Consider the following 14468-nt stretch of genomic DNA (forward strand, 5'->3'; position numbering starts at 1 on the left):
GTCTAATATTGTTTGAATTTGGCGAAAAAAGAGGGTTTTGAAGGGTTTTGGTAGGATATTAAGAAAAAGGAACGAATTTCGTTCCTTTTTTGTATTATACGTATAAAAATTTTGCTACTTTTTCGCTTGGTAAGATATTACCAACGAAGAATGTTCCGAATTCACCATAGCGAGCACTTACTTCATCAAAGCGCATTTCATATACAAGTTTTTTAAATTGAAGGATGTCGTCAGCAAATAGTGTCACGCCCCACTCGTAATCGTCAAAACCGACAGAACCTGTAATAACTTGACGTACTTTACCTGCATATTGACGACCAATTTTACCATGGCTGTACATAAGTTTTTTGCGTTCTTCCATTGGAAGCATGTACCAGTTGTCATCACCTTGACGACGCTTGTCCATTGGATAGAAACAAATGTGATTTGCTTCTGGTAATTCAGGGTATAAGCGTGCTAGGATTTGAGAGTTTTGGTATGGATCTTCATCAGCTGGAAGGTAGTTACTTAATTCCACAACAGATACGTAAGAGTATGCAGGAACCATATATTCAGCTAATGTTGTTTTATTTAATTCTGTTTCAATTTCATTTAATTCTTCCATTGTTGGACGTAAAATCATAAACATAATATCAGCTTTTTGACCAACGACTGTATACATTGCATGACTACCTTGTTTTGCGGATGCAACCTTGTTCCATTTTTCGATAACGTTTAAAAATTCAAATATTGCTTGTCCGCGTTCGTCACTAGATAATGTTTTCCAAGCTGCCCAGTCGATAGAACGTAAATCATGTAAACAATACCAACCATCTAACGTTTTTGCTGCTTCACTCATTCTATTCACCTCAGTTAATGATATTTTACACGTTAACTATAGCATATATAGTTTTAAAGTCACCTGTGTAAAGCTTGGGTGCATAAAATTGTCACATTTTAAAAATGCTAAGAAGAGAATATGTATAAATCCATTTTGTTTTCACTTGGCATGGGGTGGAAAAATCTCCTGACTGCTTCTATGCATAGCCGGATGCTCTCTCCGATCTAAAAAGAAAGGTTTTTCATCAATGTTTTATAACAAATTAACCATGCTGAATTTTATGAAAATATAATCATTTTCATTTTACCTATTTTTTAGGAACTATAAGTTTAAAATATAGATGAAAAGAAGTATTCTTAAAAGTAGAGTTTTTTTAACATTTGTAGGAGGGTTTATTCGTGAGCGATTTATTTACAGCAGTAAAAGAAAAAGTTCAAGGAAAAGGTATTTCTATCGTACTTCCTGAAGGAACTGATGAAAGAATTTTAGGCGCTGCAGAGCGTTTAGCAAAAGAAGAGTTAGTAAAGCCAATCTTAGTTGGTAATAAAGAAGAGATTAGCGCAAAAGCTGCTAGCATGAATTTAACATTAGCAGGCGTTGATATTTACGACCCAGCTACATATGAAGAAATGGATGCAATGGTAGCGTCTTTCGTTGAACGCCGTAAAGGTAAAGCAACAGAAGAAGATGCTCGCAAAATCCTTAAAGACGAAAACTACTTCGGTACAATGCTTGTATACATGGGTAAAGCACACGGTTTAGTAAGTGGCGCAGCTCATTCTACAGCTGACACAGTTCGTCCAGCACTTCAAATCATTAAAACAAAACCAGGCGTTACAAAAACTTCAGGCGTATTTATCATGGTACGTGAAGATGAGAAGTATGTATTCGCTGATTGCGCAATCAATATTGCGCCAAACAGCCAAGATTTAGCTGAAATTGGCATTGAGAGTGCGAAAACTGCTGAGTTATTCGGCATCGATCCACGTGTTGCAATGTTAAGCTTCTCTACAAAAGGTTCTGCGAAATCTCCAGAAACAGAAAAAGTTGTAGAAGCAACTCGCATCGCAAAAGAAATGGCTCCTGAATTAACATTAGACGGTGAGTTCCAATTTGACGCTGCATTCGTACCATCTGTAGCTGAGAAAAAAGCACCAGGTTCTGTTATTAAAGGTGATGCTAACGTATTCGTATTCCCAAGCTTAGAAGCTGGTAATATCGGTTACAAAATTGCACAACGCCTAGGTAACCTTGAAGCAGTGGGACCAATCTTACAAGGCTTAAACATGCCAGTAAACGATTTATCTCGCGGTTGTAACGAAGAAGAAGTGTACAAGCTAGCTTTAATTACAGCAGCTCAAGCACTATAATCAAAAAGCCCCGCTATATAGCGGGGCTTTTATTACTTTTCGAAATCAAGTGCTTTATTATTGCGATCGATGATACGTTGTAAATTCATTTCGTACAAAGGAACTTCATCAACTGTTAATTGTGATGGTGTTAATTTGGGTGCGAAATGCTGTAATGTTTTTAACAGGCGCATCATTAAGTCTTGAACGGTAATCGTTTCACCAAGTAGTTCAGACAATGAAGCCATTGTACTTGGAACAATTTCAGGATACGTGAATCTTGTTTCTTCTCCTTGAATTGCTAAGTTGTAGAAATCACGAACAAGTGCCGCTCGTTCGGAGCCACTGCCTGTAGCACATAAATAAATTTGTACGGCAACCCCTCCGCGAATGCGGCGCTGGGAAATACCTGCGAATTTTTGATCACGAATACTTAAATCATAGCTACCTGGACAATAAGAGCCAACGATTTCTTTTGCCTCGATATCGACATCGTAATCCTTTAACATTTCCTTAATTAAATGCCACATTGTATCGTATCCAAGATCGATATCAATTCCTTTTTCTGTTTCTTGGAATAGAAGTGATATATTTAAAACCCCTTTATCAAGTACGACTGCAAGACCACCTGAATTGCGGACAATGACATGGAAGTCGTTCTTTTTTAAAAAGGAAATCCCCTCATTTAAATGAGGAAGACGAGAATCTTGAATGCCAAGAACAATTGTATTGTGATGAACCCAAGAGCGCATTGCTGAAGCAGATGTACCATTTCCGATTGTTGTACATAGCGTATCATCCATTGCAAATGACTGTAGAGCATGAAAAGTCTGGCCTAAACTAGACTGATCCACAATACGCCACTCTGGTTGAGATAAAATCGAACGGGAATTGCTCATATAACTAACCCCTTATCTATAAAATGACAATCTTTATTATAGCAAACATGGAGCAAAATGATGTAGTGGTTGACGGAAAAAATGAAATATGAAGGTAATGTAATTATTGGCGATGCACGTAAATATGCAGATATGTACGCAATCGTAAGCGATGTAGCATATCAAACAATTAGTCAGCCAGTAAAAACAATTGGGGTAGTAGCATGTAAAGGAAATCCGAAAAAAAAAGAGATTTCCCAGATATAAAGAGAGATTCTAAAATATATAAATTCATTTTGATTTTTCAACATATAAGTCGCTGCCTCGAAGAACAAAAGGTGACCTGCACTTGCTCTCTCTCATCTAAAGATTAGGTTTTATGTCGGTTTTTCAATTTGTACTTATATAGAAGAAGCTTATATGATTGAATCAAAATAAAAAGGATGCAGGTACCTGCATCCTTTTTATTCTGCAATTTTTTCTAAATTACCGTTTCGATCCATGCGAAATGAGGTTTGCGTTTGCTCTTCATCATCCATTAATGCTAATTTACGAGCACGGTTCATAATATTCATGAGCGTTTCGTAGTCTTCTTGTACTGTATTAGATTGTTGTTCTAGCTTTTCTAGTTTCTTTTCTAATTCTTCATTTCGAAGCATTTGCGCCTTAATTTCTTGTTTCAATCTCACATTCTCATTTTCAAGAGCTGTTACTTTTACGCTTGAAGACCCTACCGTTTGTAAAAAGTAAATCACATCTTGCATTGTTATAGAGGTACTAGATACAGCTGGTTCCGAACGTGGAACGGTGTTATTTACGACTGGCTCTTCATCGACTGTAATTACTGCTGAAGCTGATGGCGTATAAAGCAGGCGTTTTTTCGCATGTTCACCACTAGCAGCTCGCATTTTATCTTTTCGATGTCTTTTTGCTAGTTGCAGCGCTTGCTCATAGCTATAACGAACGACAGCATTCCAACGAAAACCACAAGCAGCTGATGTGCGATTTAACTGATCGCCAACTTCTTCAAATGCATTTAATTGTGTACTTCCTTCTCGAACATGACGTAGTACGGTTTCAGCAAGTAATAAATCATCTTCGTCTGTCCAAGCATCTTGTCTTACTTTCATAGATTCAACTCCCTTTCTTTTTATAAACTTCCTATTTTTATAATGGACAAAAGAAATTGCTTTTATACAAAGCTTTTAAAAATATGGTAGATTTTGATAAAGAAGAATTTCTATACAAATCCATTTTGATTTTCCAACATAAAAGTCGCGGTTATGAAGATGCACTCGTTTTCTCTCTTTGTTTTTACTTGGCATGGGGCAGGAGACCGCGCCTATGCATGGCCCGATGCTCTCTCCTACCTAAAAAGAAAGGTTTTTATATCGTTTTTTTAATTTGTACTTATATATGTGGATGAATTGTGCTTATAAAGAGAGGGATAACGAGAAAATATTAGCAATGAATCGTACAGAGGAAAACTTGCATCAACCTTCAAAGAGCGGTAAAATACCATTTAGTGTTTATTTTTAAATGTACTTGTGAAAAGTTGAAAATAGAGGAAGTGTTATATAGAATGGGAAATGAATTTCGTGTGTGTGATGATTGTCAGGCAACGAATATTAAGACGCTGATACCACGACTCAAAAAGGTAGATTCATGTGCAAATATCGAAGTTGGATGTCAATCATATTGTGGACCGGGACGTAAAAAGTCGTTCGCTTTTGTTAATAATCGTCCAGTTGCAGCACCAAATGAAGATGAACTGATTAAAAAAATTGAAGCAAAACTAAATAAATAAGAAAAAGAAGAGTGAACAATTTACTCTTCTTTTTTTATGTTCTAAAAAAGAAAAATTATTTTTAAATAAGGAAAGGTAGAGGACTGTTACTGGGTCATTTACTAGTGGATAAACTTCATATTATGATATCGGTTTCGTATGAACTACATTAGTTTTATATTGCAAAATAATGGTTGACAGTCTTTTGTAACGGTAGGTAGAATAGAAAGTATGATTCTGATAATCATTATCACAAGGGTGGATACACCCAATTTTCTTTTTGCTGTTTCTTGAGAATAAATCTCATTTTGTTAAATATATGTTGTTGGTTAGGATGGTTGAGGGATGGAAGCTAGTGCGAGGAGTATAGAACAACAAGAAGTAAATGTGAAAGAGATTAGGAGCAGACCGCTTATTGCTTCTATTATTTTAATAGCGGGAACAATTTTATTAGCTTTAAGTATGGCAACTTCAATTTCATTTGGTGCAGCGGATATTAGTTTAAAGACTGTATGGCAAGCTGTCTTTCAGTTTGATGATTCTTTGACACATCATAATGTGATTTGGGAGCTGCGCATGCCTAGAGCAATTGGCGGTGTTGTTGCTGGTGCGTTTTTAGCGGTATCCGGTGCCATTATGCAAGGAATGACGCGAAACCCGCTCGCATCTCCATCATTAATGGGGATTACTGATGGGGCTGTGTTTGGAATTGCAATTATGTATGCGTTTTTTCCAAATTCACCGTATTTAATGTTTGTTATCGCTTCTTTTGTTGGAGCAGCATTTGGTGCAAGTATTGTATACGGCATTGGAGCTTCTTCACCAGGAGGATTAACACCTGTTAAGTTAGCGCTAGCTGGAGCGGCAATTAGTGCTTTACTTGGGGCTATTTCATCTGGAATCGCTTTGTATTTCAATCTTGCTCAAGAGGTGAGTATGTGGAATGCAGGCGGTGTTGCTGGTGTGAAATGGCAAAGCATTGATATGCTATTGCCGATTGGACTTATTTGTCTCGTTATTGCGATTATGATGTCCAGGTACATTACAATCTTAAGTTTCGGTGAAGAAATTGCGATTGGACTTGGACAAAATACAACATTAATTAAATTTATCGGAACTGTACTTGTTCTTGTTTTAACAGGTTCAGCTGTATCTATGGCAGGATCCGTTGGGTTTGTTGGGCTTGTAATCCCCCATATGACACGTTTTCTTGTCGGTTCAGATTATAGATGGGTTATTCCATGTTCTGCTATATTAGGCGGATTGTTAATTGAATGTGCGGATATGTTATCTCGTATTATTAATCCGCCGTTTGAAACACCAATCGGTGCGATTACAGCACTAATTGGCGTTCCATTCTTCCTCTACTTAGCACGTAATGAAGGGAGAGGAAAAATGTGAGAACAAGCGTCTTAACAAAAAAGAACATTTCAATTGTAACGATTTTAGCTGGATTAATCTTTTCAGTATTCCTTATTAGTTTAAATACAGGAACGTTTAAAATTCCACCAATGGATGTGTTAAAGTCATTGGTCGGGCTAGGAGCAGAAGATCAGTCCGTTATTTTATTCGAATTTCGTATGCCACGTATGGTTATTGCCATCTTAGTTGGTTCAGCGTTAGCGGTATCCGGTGCCATTATGCAAGGATTATCACGAAATCCACTTGCTGATCCTGGAATTATTGGTATTAATGCCGGGGCGGGATTGACAGTTGTTGTTTTCGTATATTTCTTTTTTGGAAAAGTCGGGACGGGTACACTTCTATCTGTATTCATTCTTCCATTCTTTGCATTAGTTGGTGCAGTGTTAGCAGCAGTTATCATTTATGCACTGGCATGGAAGAACGGCGTTTCATCAACTCGTTTAATACTTGTCGGTATTGCAGTAGCAGCTGGGTTTAGCGCTGTTAGCTTAATTTTTTCAATGAAAATGACATCGAATGATTTCCGTTTTGCAACGATTTGGTTAGCGGGAAGTTTATGGGGAACAGATTGGAAATTCGTATTAAGCGTACTTCCATGGATGCTCATCTTTTTACCAATTGCGATTCGGAAAGCGCATGTGTTAAATGTAATGAATTTAGGAGATGCAGCGGCAGTTGGACTTGGTGTAAACGTAGAGAAAGAAAGACGTAAATTATTATTCATTGCTGTTTGTTTAGCGGGAGCATCTGTTGCGGTTGCTGGTGGAATTGGTTTTATTGGTTTAATGGCACCGCATTTAGCAAGACGACTCGTTGGCGGAAAGCATCAAATTATGTTGCCTACAGCGGCATTAATTGGAACGCTCTTGCTGTTATTTGCAGATTTAATTTCACGAAGTGTGTTAACGACATCAGAAATACCGGTCGGTCTTGTTATTTCTGTAATTGGTGCACCGTATTTCATTTATTTACTTATGAGAACAAAATAAAGGGAGGCATTTTGTATGGCAACTTTAGCGGTTGATTCGGTATCTGTTGGTTATAATGAAGGATTAATTATTGATGGATTGTCAGTTGAAATTCCAGAAGGGAAAATTACAACAATTATTGGGCCGAATGGATGCGGAAAATCCACATTGTTAAAAACAGCTTCTCGTATTTTGAAAGCAAAACGAGGTACTGTTTACCTAGATGGAAAAGCAATTGAGAAACAGCCAACAAAAGAAATCGCAAAGAAAATGGCGATTTTGCCACAAACTGCAGAAGTGCCAACTGGTCTTACTGTGTTTGAACTTGTTTCTTATGGCCGTTTCCCTCATCAAAAAGGGTTTGGCACGTTGAAGGAAGAAGATTATCGCTACATCCACTGGGCACTTGAGGTAACAGGGATGACAGAATTTGCGAATCGTCCAGCAGAAGCCTTATCGGGTGGTCAACGTCAACGCGTTTGGATTGCAATGGCTCTTGCGCAAGGTACGAATTTACTCGTACTAGACGAACCAACAACATACTTAGATATGGCTCACCAACTGGAAGTATTAAATTTATTAAAAAAATTAAATCAAGAAGAAGGCCGCACAATTGTCATGGTTATTCATGATTTAAACCATGCTTCTCGTTTTTCAGATCATATGGTTGCTTTGAAAGCTGGTAAGTTAATGAAGCAAGGGACACCAGATGAAGTAATGACAAGTGAAACGCTTCGCAATGTGTTTGAAATAGAAGCACAAATTGTTCCATGTCCTGTAAACTGTAAACCAATTTGTTTAACATACGATTTAATGATGATTAATAATCAGTTACGTAAGAAAGCATAGATGGAATCTCCCCCTCTTACTTTGATAGAGGGGAGGGGGATTCTAATGGCCGTTGAGCTTCTCATTCGAGCTGGGAAGTTGAACGCTCGTTAGAACGGGTTACATACAACGATTAATAAATATATATTAATAAATTGTTGGTTGTAGTTTCTTATAGTGATATGTAGCTTATAAGAGAAATACATCCAGAAGGAGTGGGAATATGAAGAAATTCAAAGCGACGTTACTAGCAATGGTACTAGTAGTTACTTCTGTACTATTTGCAGCTTGTTCTTCTGATAAGAAAGAAGAAAAGAAAGCAGATGCGAAAGTTGAAGAGCGCACTGTACAACATGCAAAAGGGGAAATTAAAATTCCTGCAAATCCAAAGAAAATTGCTGACCTTAGTGGTTCAACAGAAGAATTATTAATCTTTGGAATGAAACCAATCATTACTGCAAATACGTCTCAAGAGAAAATCGATGCACATATTGCAGATAAATTAAAAGATGTAAAGCCAGTTGGCTCTGCATGGGGCGATAAAATTAACATTGAAGCAGTAGCTGCTGCAAAACCAGATTTAATTCTTGTGAACAACCGCCAAGAAAAAATTTATGATCAATTATCTAAAATTGCACCAACAGTTATGTTAAAAACTCCATTAGATCAATGGCGTCCAAAGTTTGAAGAACTAGGTAAAATCTTCGGTAAAGAAAAAGAAACAACTGCATGGTTCAAGGAGTATGATGAAAAAGCAAGTAAATTACACGATAAAATCGTTGCAAAAACTGGTGATGCGAAGTTCATGAAGATGGCTGCATATCCAAATGCATTCCGTGTATACGGTGACTACGGTTACGGTAGCGTACTCTTTAAAGATTTAAAATTACCAGCTGTTCAAGGTACACCAACTGATAAACCGCTAGTACAAGTACAAAAAGAAGCTTTAATTGATTACAACCCAGACTACTTATTCGTATTTACAACTGGTGATGGTTCTCAGCGCTTAAAAGAATTCCAAGAAGAAACAATTTGGAAAAACATGAACGCTGTTAAGAACAACCACGTATTCACAATCAAAAACGAAGACCTAAACAAAGGGTACTTCCCACTTGGTAAAGAAATGATCTTAGACGAAATTGCTGAGTTCGTTTTAGGAAAATAATATATACAGAAAAATCACTTTCGCTTTGGCGAAGGTGATTTTTCTGTATATAGGGGAATTTTATGCATTTCTATAGCCTTTCGTTTATAATAAAGATAAGAATGTAGTAAGGAAGGAGGGTGTCAATATGGTATATTTAAACGACAAACTCAGCGAAACAAAAGTGTTTAAAGACCCAGTACATAAATATGTACACGTGCGTGATCGCGTAATTTGGGATTTAATCGGAACGAAGGAATTTCAACGTTTGCGCCGTATTAAGCAGCTTGGAACGACATTTTTTACATTTCATGGTGCGGAACATAGTCGCTTTACTCATTCATTAGGTGTATATGAGATTATTCGTCGTATGATTGATGATGTGTTTGATGGCAGACCAAATTGGAATGCAGAAGATAGATTATTATGTTTATGTGCAGCGCTCTTGCATGATGTTGGACATGGTCCGTTCTCACACTCCTTTGAAAAAGTTTTTTCATTAGATCATGAGAAGTTCACACAAAAAATTATTGTTAGTGATACGGAAATCAATGATGTACTCGGCCGCGTAGACCGAGAGTTTCCACAAAAAGTAGCAGATGTTATTGCGAAAACGTCTGATAATAAATTAGCAATTAGTATGATCTCTAGTCAAATTGATGCAGATCGTATGGATTATTTATTAAGAGATGCCTATTTTACTGGTGTGAAGTACGGGAATTTTGATATGGAACGTATATTGCGTGTCATGCGCCCATACGGAAATCAAGTAGTAATTAAAAATAGCGGTATGCACGCTGTTGAGCATTATATTATGAGTCGCTATCAAATGTACTGGCAAGTGTATTTCCATCCGGTAACGCGCAGTGCAGAAGTTATTTTAACAAAGATTTTACACCGTGCGAAAACATTGCATGAGCAGTATTATACATTTAAGTATCATCCTGTTCATTTCTATTCTTTATTTGAAGAAGAGGTAACAGTAGAGGATTATTTAAAGCTAGACGAGAATGTAATGTATTATTATTTCCAGGTATGGCAAGATGAAGATGACCAAATTCTAAGTGATTTATGTCGCCGTTTTATGAATCGAAATCTCTTTAAATATGTAGAATTTACAGAGAATCATGGTTTAGATAATTGGATGGAATTAAGTAGTTTATTTAAAAAGATTGGACTCGATCCAGAGTACTATTTAGTTGTTGATTCAACATCGGACTTACCGTATGACTTTTACCGTGCTGGAGAAGAAGAAGAGCGGCTTCCAATCTTACTTCTTATGCCAAATGGAGATCTCAGAGAGCTTTCGCGTGAATCTGATATTGTAGAAGCGATTACTGGTAAGAAGAGAAGGGATCAAAAACTTTTCTATCCACATGATTTAATCTATGAAGATGGAAGAAAAGGAAAATATAAAGAGAAAATTATTGAGTTATTAGAAGGAAAGAAATAAGAAGCAGTCATAGGACTGCTTCTTAGTAAAGAAAACTGAAATTATTTGTCGCTTAAGCGTTTTCCGCCAACTGCATAATGATTTTTAGACATTTCTTCGATGAAAACAACGATGTTTTCTTCTGGAGCACCAGTTGTTTCGCTTACTGCTGTTGTTACTTTCTCAGCAAGAGCTTTCTTTTGTTCTTCTGTGCGTCCTTCTAGCATTTTCACTGTTACGTATGGCATGTACAATCGCTCCTTTTATGTAAGTTACAATCTTATTATAACGGATTCTAGGGAAGAACAATCGGAAAAACAAATATTTTCTTTTTTTGACATAATGAAGAGGAGATGAAGTATGGATCAGTTATTTAGATATCCACTGCACCAAATTCCACTGGTAGCAATGGCTATTATTATCGCGTTGTCTATGCATGAATTTGCACATGCATATGTTGCATATAAGTTTGGTGATGATACAGCGAAAAGGCAGGGGCGTTTAACTTTATCACCAATGTCTCATTTAGACCCGATCGGAATGATTGCAGTATTAATTCTTGGGTTCGGTTGGGCACGTCCGGTACCTGTTAACCCTTATAACTTTAAAAGACCGCGTCTTGCTGGTGTACTAGTTTCTATTGCAGGACCGATTAGTAACCTAATCTTAAGTGCTATCGGTTTAATCATTTGGTACAGTTTGTTAAAGTTTGGAGTACTAGATGCCATCCCATTTGCGGTGGCGGATACATTAGGTCAATTCTTCCAAATTTTTATTGTTCTTAATATCGTTTTATTTGTTTTCAACTTATTACCGATTCCACCGCTGGATGGATATCGTGTAATTGAAGACTTAGCACCGGAAAATGTTCGTGCGAAAATGACGCAATATGAGAAATATGGAGCAATTGCTTTATTGATTCTTGTTATTACACCGCTTGACCGTTATACAATTCAACCAATTTTCAGTGTAGTAATCCCGCACGTACTAGGATTTTTACAAAGTATTATTGCACCTATATTTGGGCTAATGTAATACATGAGTGAGGAGGAGTTTACATATGACAGAGAAAAAGAAAAAAATCGGTTTTAATATTGTGAAGAACGATTCGACAGATGGGCATGGTGGTTTCGGTGTTGGAGCGCTGAGCTTAGAAAATATTTCACCTGTTTTTGTAGATGTAATTGAGCAAAATGCATTCGTTGATATTGGGGCAATGCACGCGCGTAGTACTGTGGAAAAAGGGATTAAGTTTTTAACAAATAAAGATGAAGTTCCAAATGGAAAACCGTATTGGCTTGTGTGGGTAACAATTGAGAGAACGGCAAAAGGTGCTTACTATGCAGGTGTAACAGCTTGTGAAATGACAGTTGATCGTGAAATTCGCCGTGGTTATAAATCACTTCCAGAGCACGTGAATAAGATGGATAAATCATTAAAACGTTACATCATGGTTGACCATATGGATGAACCATCTAAGAAGGTGCTTGGTACATTCTTAAAAGAGCATAATGAAGCAATTTGGAACGAGTCTAGTGAAGAATTGCGTCATGCATTATTAGGAGAATAATTTTAAGGCTACCAGGAGAAATTCTGGTAGCCTTTGGTGTTTTTGGGGTATGGTAGTATTTCTCTTTATGTCGTATATTGTCGGAACGTCGATATGTTGTGTCGAAGCACCGATATATTGATGCTACAAATACGATAAGTATTTACCATGGAAAGTATTTTTTCCACCAGCTCTCTTTTTTCTTCTCTTTGCTAGCCTTCTCGAATTCTTCTTTATCATCAATATGATCCATGCAATATTCAGTCGGTTCTGTTCCTTTTGCAAAATACATTTTCACGGAAACAGGACATCCTTTCGTTGCGATTTTTCCATTTTCAGGATTGACATTTACAGCAATAATATCACTTGGTTGCTTGAATTCCTTTTTAGGCTGACCCTCTAGTCCTTTTTCCATCGCAATAGCCCATATTTTTTTTGCGTAGCCTTGTTCTGCCGGGTTTGTGATGGGTTTTGGCTGATCGTATCCGACCCATACACCTGTTACTATTTGCGGAGTGAAGCCGATCATCCAGCTATCTGTTTCTGTGGAACCAGATTTTCCTGCATACGTACGTGATAGTTTTGGAAGCAGGGATTGTCCTGTAACAGAAGCATACCCACTTAGTTTTTTATTGAACATTCCTGTCATCATTTCTTCCATTACAAACGTATTATTTTTATCGAGCACTTGTTTACTTTCTAAATGTGCATCATATAAAATATTCCCTTCATGATCGACAACGCGGCGAATAAAGGTTGGTTTTACTTGTTTTCCCCCATTGGCAAACATACTGTACGCACCTACCATTTCAATTGGTTTTACAGGAGACGTACCAAGGGCAAGGGATGGTACATCTTTTAATGAACTTGTAATCCCAAATTGTTTAGCAGTTTTTGCTAAAGAGTCCTCTCCTAAAAATAAATGTGTTTTCACGGCATATACGTTATCTGATACTGCAAGAGCTTGCGCCATCGTCACAAAATCATCGGCATAGTAGTCTTTATAATTTTTCGGTTTATATTTAGAAACACCATCGCCTAATGTAAATACTGTATATTCGCTTTTTAAGCGAGTCGCTGGTGTAAATCCTTTTTCGAGTGCAGCATAATATAAAAAAGGTTTAAAGGTGGATCCTGGTTGGCGAGATGCCTGAATCGCTCGGTTAAATTGACTTTCTTTATAATCTTTTCCACCAACAAGAGCTACTACTTCTCCTGTTTTCGGATTCATTGAGACAAGAGCCGTTTGTATATTAGTTGTTTCTGGAATCGTATCTTTTACAGATTGCTCGGCTATTGTTTGTAGTTTTGGGTCTAGTGTTGTGTAAATATGGAATCCACCGCGCTGTAATGTTTGCTCATCGAGTCCAATATCATGCAGGAGAGAGGAGTGTACAGCGTGTTGGAAATAAGGTGCTATTTCTGCGACTTCTTTTGTTTCTAATGAAGCAAATGCAAGCTTTTCCTTTTTAGCAGAGGAAGATTGCCCTTTCGTAATATAGCCCTGTTCTACCATTTCATCTAAAATGATTGATTGTCTTGTTTTTGCTCGTTCCTCCTTTAAATAGGGAGAATATACGCTAGGGCCTTTTGGGATACCAGCTAACATACTTGCCTCTGCTAATGTCAAGTCACTAGCAGATTTATTAAAGTAAAGACGGGAAGCGGCTTCAATACCATAAGCGCCGTGTCCGTAATAAATCGTATTTAAATATCCTTCTAAAATATGATTCTTGCTGTAATTAACCTCAAGACGAATGGTATATATTGCTTCTAACGCTTTTCGTTTCCAAGTTTTATCATGATCTAAATATAGATTGCGGGCATATTGCTGCGTAATCGTACTAGCACCTTGGACCTTTGCCATTGCTTTTATATCTGCAATGATTGCACCAGCAATTCTTTTTATATCGAAGCCATGGTGATCATAGAATCGTTGGTCTTCAATAGAGAGTGTCGCTTCTCTCACATAAGGAGAGATTTGGTCGAGAGATACGTTATAGCGCTTTTTCATCCCGTTGCTTTGTCCTATTACAGTATCATCATTGGCATAAAAGGTGCTTGTTTGCGGAACAGCGATGGGAGGCGGCCCCATAATCTTTGCTACTATGATGATGATAAAAAACGAAAAAACGAAAAAAAGAACGCATGAAAAAAGTGCGGTGAAGAAAAGACGTTTATATTTTTCAAGTTTTGGATTCACAGTTTGATCCATCTTTTTCATCCCCTCATCGTATACTTTTATTAGTATTGAGGGTTTTTTCGTATTTTAAACACAAAATGAAAAAG

Annotated in this window: 14 protein-coding genes and 1 pseudogene; 10 read left to right on the forward strand and 5 right to left on the reverse strand. The window is 37.2% G+C overall.

Going from position 1 to position 14468, the window contains the following annotated elements; all coding sequences use genetic code 11:
* Positions 1-94: 94 nt before the first annotated feature.
* The gene (hemQ, locus tag MHH45_RS16990; RefSeq protein WP_088094005.1) at positions 95-838 is read right to left on the reverse strand and encodes a hydrogen peroxide-dependent heme synthase; all 744 of its coding nucleotides are present in this window, start codon (positions 836-838) and stop codon (positions 95-97) included.
* Positions 839-1218: 380 nt separating this feature from the next.
* On the opposite strand from hemQ, the gene pta reads away from it, so the two are divergent.
* Positions 1219-2190: a phosphate acetyltransferase gene (gene pta, locus MHH45_RS16995; protein WP_016132472.1), complete on the forward strand. Its 972-nt coding sequence runs from the start codon at positions 1219-1221 to the stop codon at positions 2188-2190.
* Positions 2191-2222: 32 nt separating this feature from the next.
* Here the strand turns inward: pta and MHH45_RS17000 are convergent, their stop codons facing one another.
* Positions 2223-3068: a lipoate--protein ligase family protein gene (locus MHH45_RS17000; protein ID WP_016112740.1), complete on the reverse strand. Its 846-nt coding sequence runs from the start codon at positions 3066-3068 to the stop codon at positions 2223-2225.
* A gap of 78 nt (positions 3069-3146) precedes the next feature.
* Here MHH45_RS17000 and MHH45_RS28095 point away from each other — a divergent pair.
* Positions 3147-3237 (forward strand): annotated as a pseudogene (locus MHH45_RS28095) (lipoprotein BA_5634 family protein); the annotation flags it as partial.
* Positions 3238-3511: 274 nt separating this feature from the next.
* Here MHH45_RS28095 and MHH45_RS17010 read toward each other — a convergent pair.
* Complete coding sequence (locus tag MHH45_RS17010; protein ID WP_006096703.1) at positions 3512-4177, reverse strand: RsfA family transcriptional regulator; 666 nt, start codon at positions 4175-4177, stop codon at positions 3512-3514.
* 452 nt (positions 4178-4629) lie between these two features.
* Here MHH45_RS17010 and MHH45_RS17015 point away from each other — a divergent pair, with 452 nt between their 5' ends.
* The 6 genes from MHH45_RS17015 to MHH45_RS17040 all read left to right on the forward strand — a co-directional run bounded on the left by MHH45_RS17015 (position 4630) and on the right by MHH45_RS17040 (position 10651).
* A complete protein-coding gene (locus MHH45_RS17015; protein WP_003202417.1) occupies positions 4630-4854 on the forward strand; it encodes a DUF1450 domain-containing protein in 225 nt (74 codons plus the stop codon).
* A 324-nt stretch (positions 4855-5178) separates the two neighbouring features.
* Entirely contained in the window at positions 5179-6234 is a 1056-nt protein-coding gene (locus MHH45_RS17020) for a FecCD family ABC transporter permease (protein ID WP_016112738.1), read from the forward strand.
* The gene (locus MHH45_RS17025) at positions 6231-7247 is read left to right on the forward strand and encodes a FecCD family ABC transporter permease (protein WP_016112737.1); all 1017 of its coding nucleotides are present in this window, start codon (positions 6231-6233) and stop codon (positions 7245-7247) included. The genes MHH45_RS17020 and MHH45_RS17025 overlap by 4 nt, the downstream gene beginning before the upstream one ends.
* 15 nt (positions 7248-7262) lie before the next feature.
* On the forward strand, positions 7263-8075 hold the full coding sequence (locus tag MHH45_RS17030; protein ID WP_016112736.1) for an ABC transporter ATP-binding protein: 813 nt from the start codon (positions 7263-7265) through the stop codon (positions 8073-8075).
* Between the two features lie 202 nt (positions 8076-8277).
* Positions 8278-9219 carry an ABC transporter substrate-binding protein gene (locus MHH45_RS17035; protein ID WP_016112735.1) on the forward strand — a complete coding sequence of 314 codons (942 nt, stop codon included), beginning with the start codon at positions 8278-8280 and terminating at the stop codon, positions 9217-9219.
* Between the two features lie 127 nt (positions 9220-9346).
* Positions 9347-10651: an HD domain-containing protein gene (locus tag MHH45_RS17040; protein ID WP_016132471.1), complete on the forward strand. Its 1305-nt coding sequence runs from the start codon at positions 9347-9349 to the stop codon at positions 10649-10651.
* A 41-nt stretch (positions 10652-10692) separates the two neighbouring features.
* Here the strand turns inward: MHH45_RS17040 and MHH45_RS17045 are convergent, their stop codons facing one another.
* Positions 10693-10878, reverse strand: coding sequence for a 2-hydroxymuconate tautomerase (locus MHH45_RS17045; RefSeq protein WP_001147172.1), 186 nt, complete (start codon positions 10876-10878; stop codon positions 10693-10695).
* 112 nt (positions 10879-10990) lie between these two features.
* Between MHH45_RS17045 and MHH45_RS17050 the strand changes: the two genes are divergently transcribed.
* Positions 10991-11665, forward strand: a complete 675-nt coding sequence (locus MHH45_RS17050) for a site-2 protease family protein (RefSeq protein WP_077294245.1) — start codon at positions 10991-10993, stop codon at positions 11663-11665.
* Positions 11666-11690: 25 nt separating this feature from the next.
* The gene (locus MHH45_RS17055) at positions 11691-12200 is read left to right on the forward strand and encodes a YwhD family protein (RefSeq protein ID WP_016112732.1); all 510 of its coding nucleotides are present in this window, start codon (positions 11691-11693) and stop codon (positions 12198-12200) included.
* Positions 12201-12342: 142 nt separating this feature from the next.
* On the opposite strand, the gene MHH45_RS17060 is transcribed toward MHH45_RS17055, so the two are convergent.
* Positions 12343-14394 (reverse strand): transglycosylase domain-containing protein, encoded by a 2052-nt coding sequence (locus MHH45_RS17060; RefSeq protein ID WP_077294242.1) that lies wholly within the window; start codon positions 14392-14394, stop codon positions 12343-12345.
* Positions 14395-14468 lie beyond the last annotated feature (74 nt).

The organism is Bacillus sp. FSL K6-0042 (assembly GCF_038006685.1).
Classification (GTDB): Bacteria; Bacillota; Bacilli; order Bacillales; family Bacillaceae_G; genus Bacillus_A; species Bacillus_A pseudomycoides.

Bases quoted from the DNA above. Each gene is read 5' to 3' on its own strand.
- hemQ (WP_088094005.1), bottom strand. From the start codon at position 838: ATGAGTGAAGCAGCAAAAACGTTAGATGGTTGGTATTGTTTACATGAT.
- MHH45_RS17000 (WP_016112740.1), bottom strand. From the start codon at position 3,068: ATGAGCAATTCCCGTTCGATTTTATCTCAACCAGAGTGGCGTATTGTG.
- MHH45_RS17010 (WP_006096703.1), bottom strand. From the start codon at position 4,177: ATGAAAGTAAGACAAGATGCTTGGACAGACGAAGATGATTTATTACTT.
- MHH45_RS17015 (WP_003202417.1), top strand. From the start codon at position 4,630: ATGGGAAATGAATTTCGTGTGTGTGATGATTGTCAGGCAACGAATATT.
- MHH45_RS17020 (WP_016112738.1), top strand. From the start codon at position 5,179: ATGGAAGCTAGTGCGAGGAGTATAGAACAACAAGAAGTAAATGTGAAA.
- MHH45_RS17030 (WP_016112736.1), top strand. From the start codon at position 7,263: ATGGCAACTTTAGCGGTTGATTCGGTATCTGTTGGTTATAATGAAGGA.
- MHH45_RS17035 (WP_016112735.1), top strand. From the start codon at position 8,278: ATGAAGAAATTCAAAGCGACGTTACTAGCAATGGTACTAGTAGTTACT.
- MHH45_RS17040 (WP_016132471.1), top strand. From the start codon at position 9,347: ATGGTATATTTAAACGACAAACTCAGCGAAACAAAAGTGTTTAAAGAC.
- MHH45_RS17045 (WP_001147172.1), bottom strand. From the start codon at position 10,878: ATGCCATACGTAACAGTGAAAATGCTAGAAGGACGCACAGAAGAACAA.
- MHH45_RS17050 (WP_077294245.1), top strand. From the start codon at position 10,991: ATGGATCAGTTATTTAGATATCCACTGCACCAAATTCCACTGGTAGCA.
- MHH45_RS17055 (WP_016112732.1), top strand. From the start codon at position 11,691: ATGACAGAGAAAAAGAAAAAAATCGGTTTTAATATTGTGAAGAACGAT.
- MHH45_RS17060 (WP_077294242.1), bottom strand. From the start codon at position 14,394: ATGGATCAAACTGTGAATCCAAAACTTGAAAAATATAAACGTCTTTTC.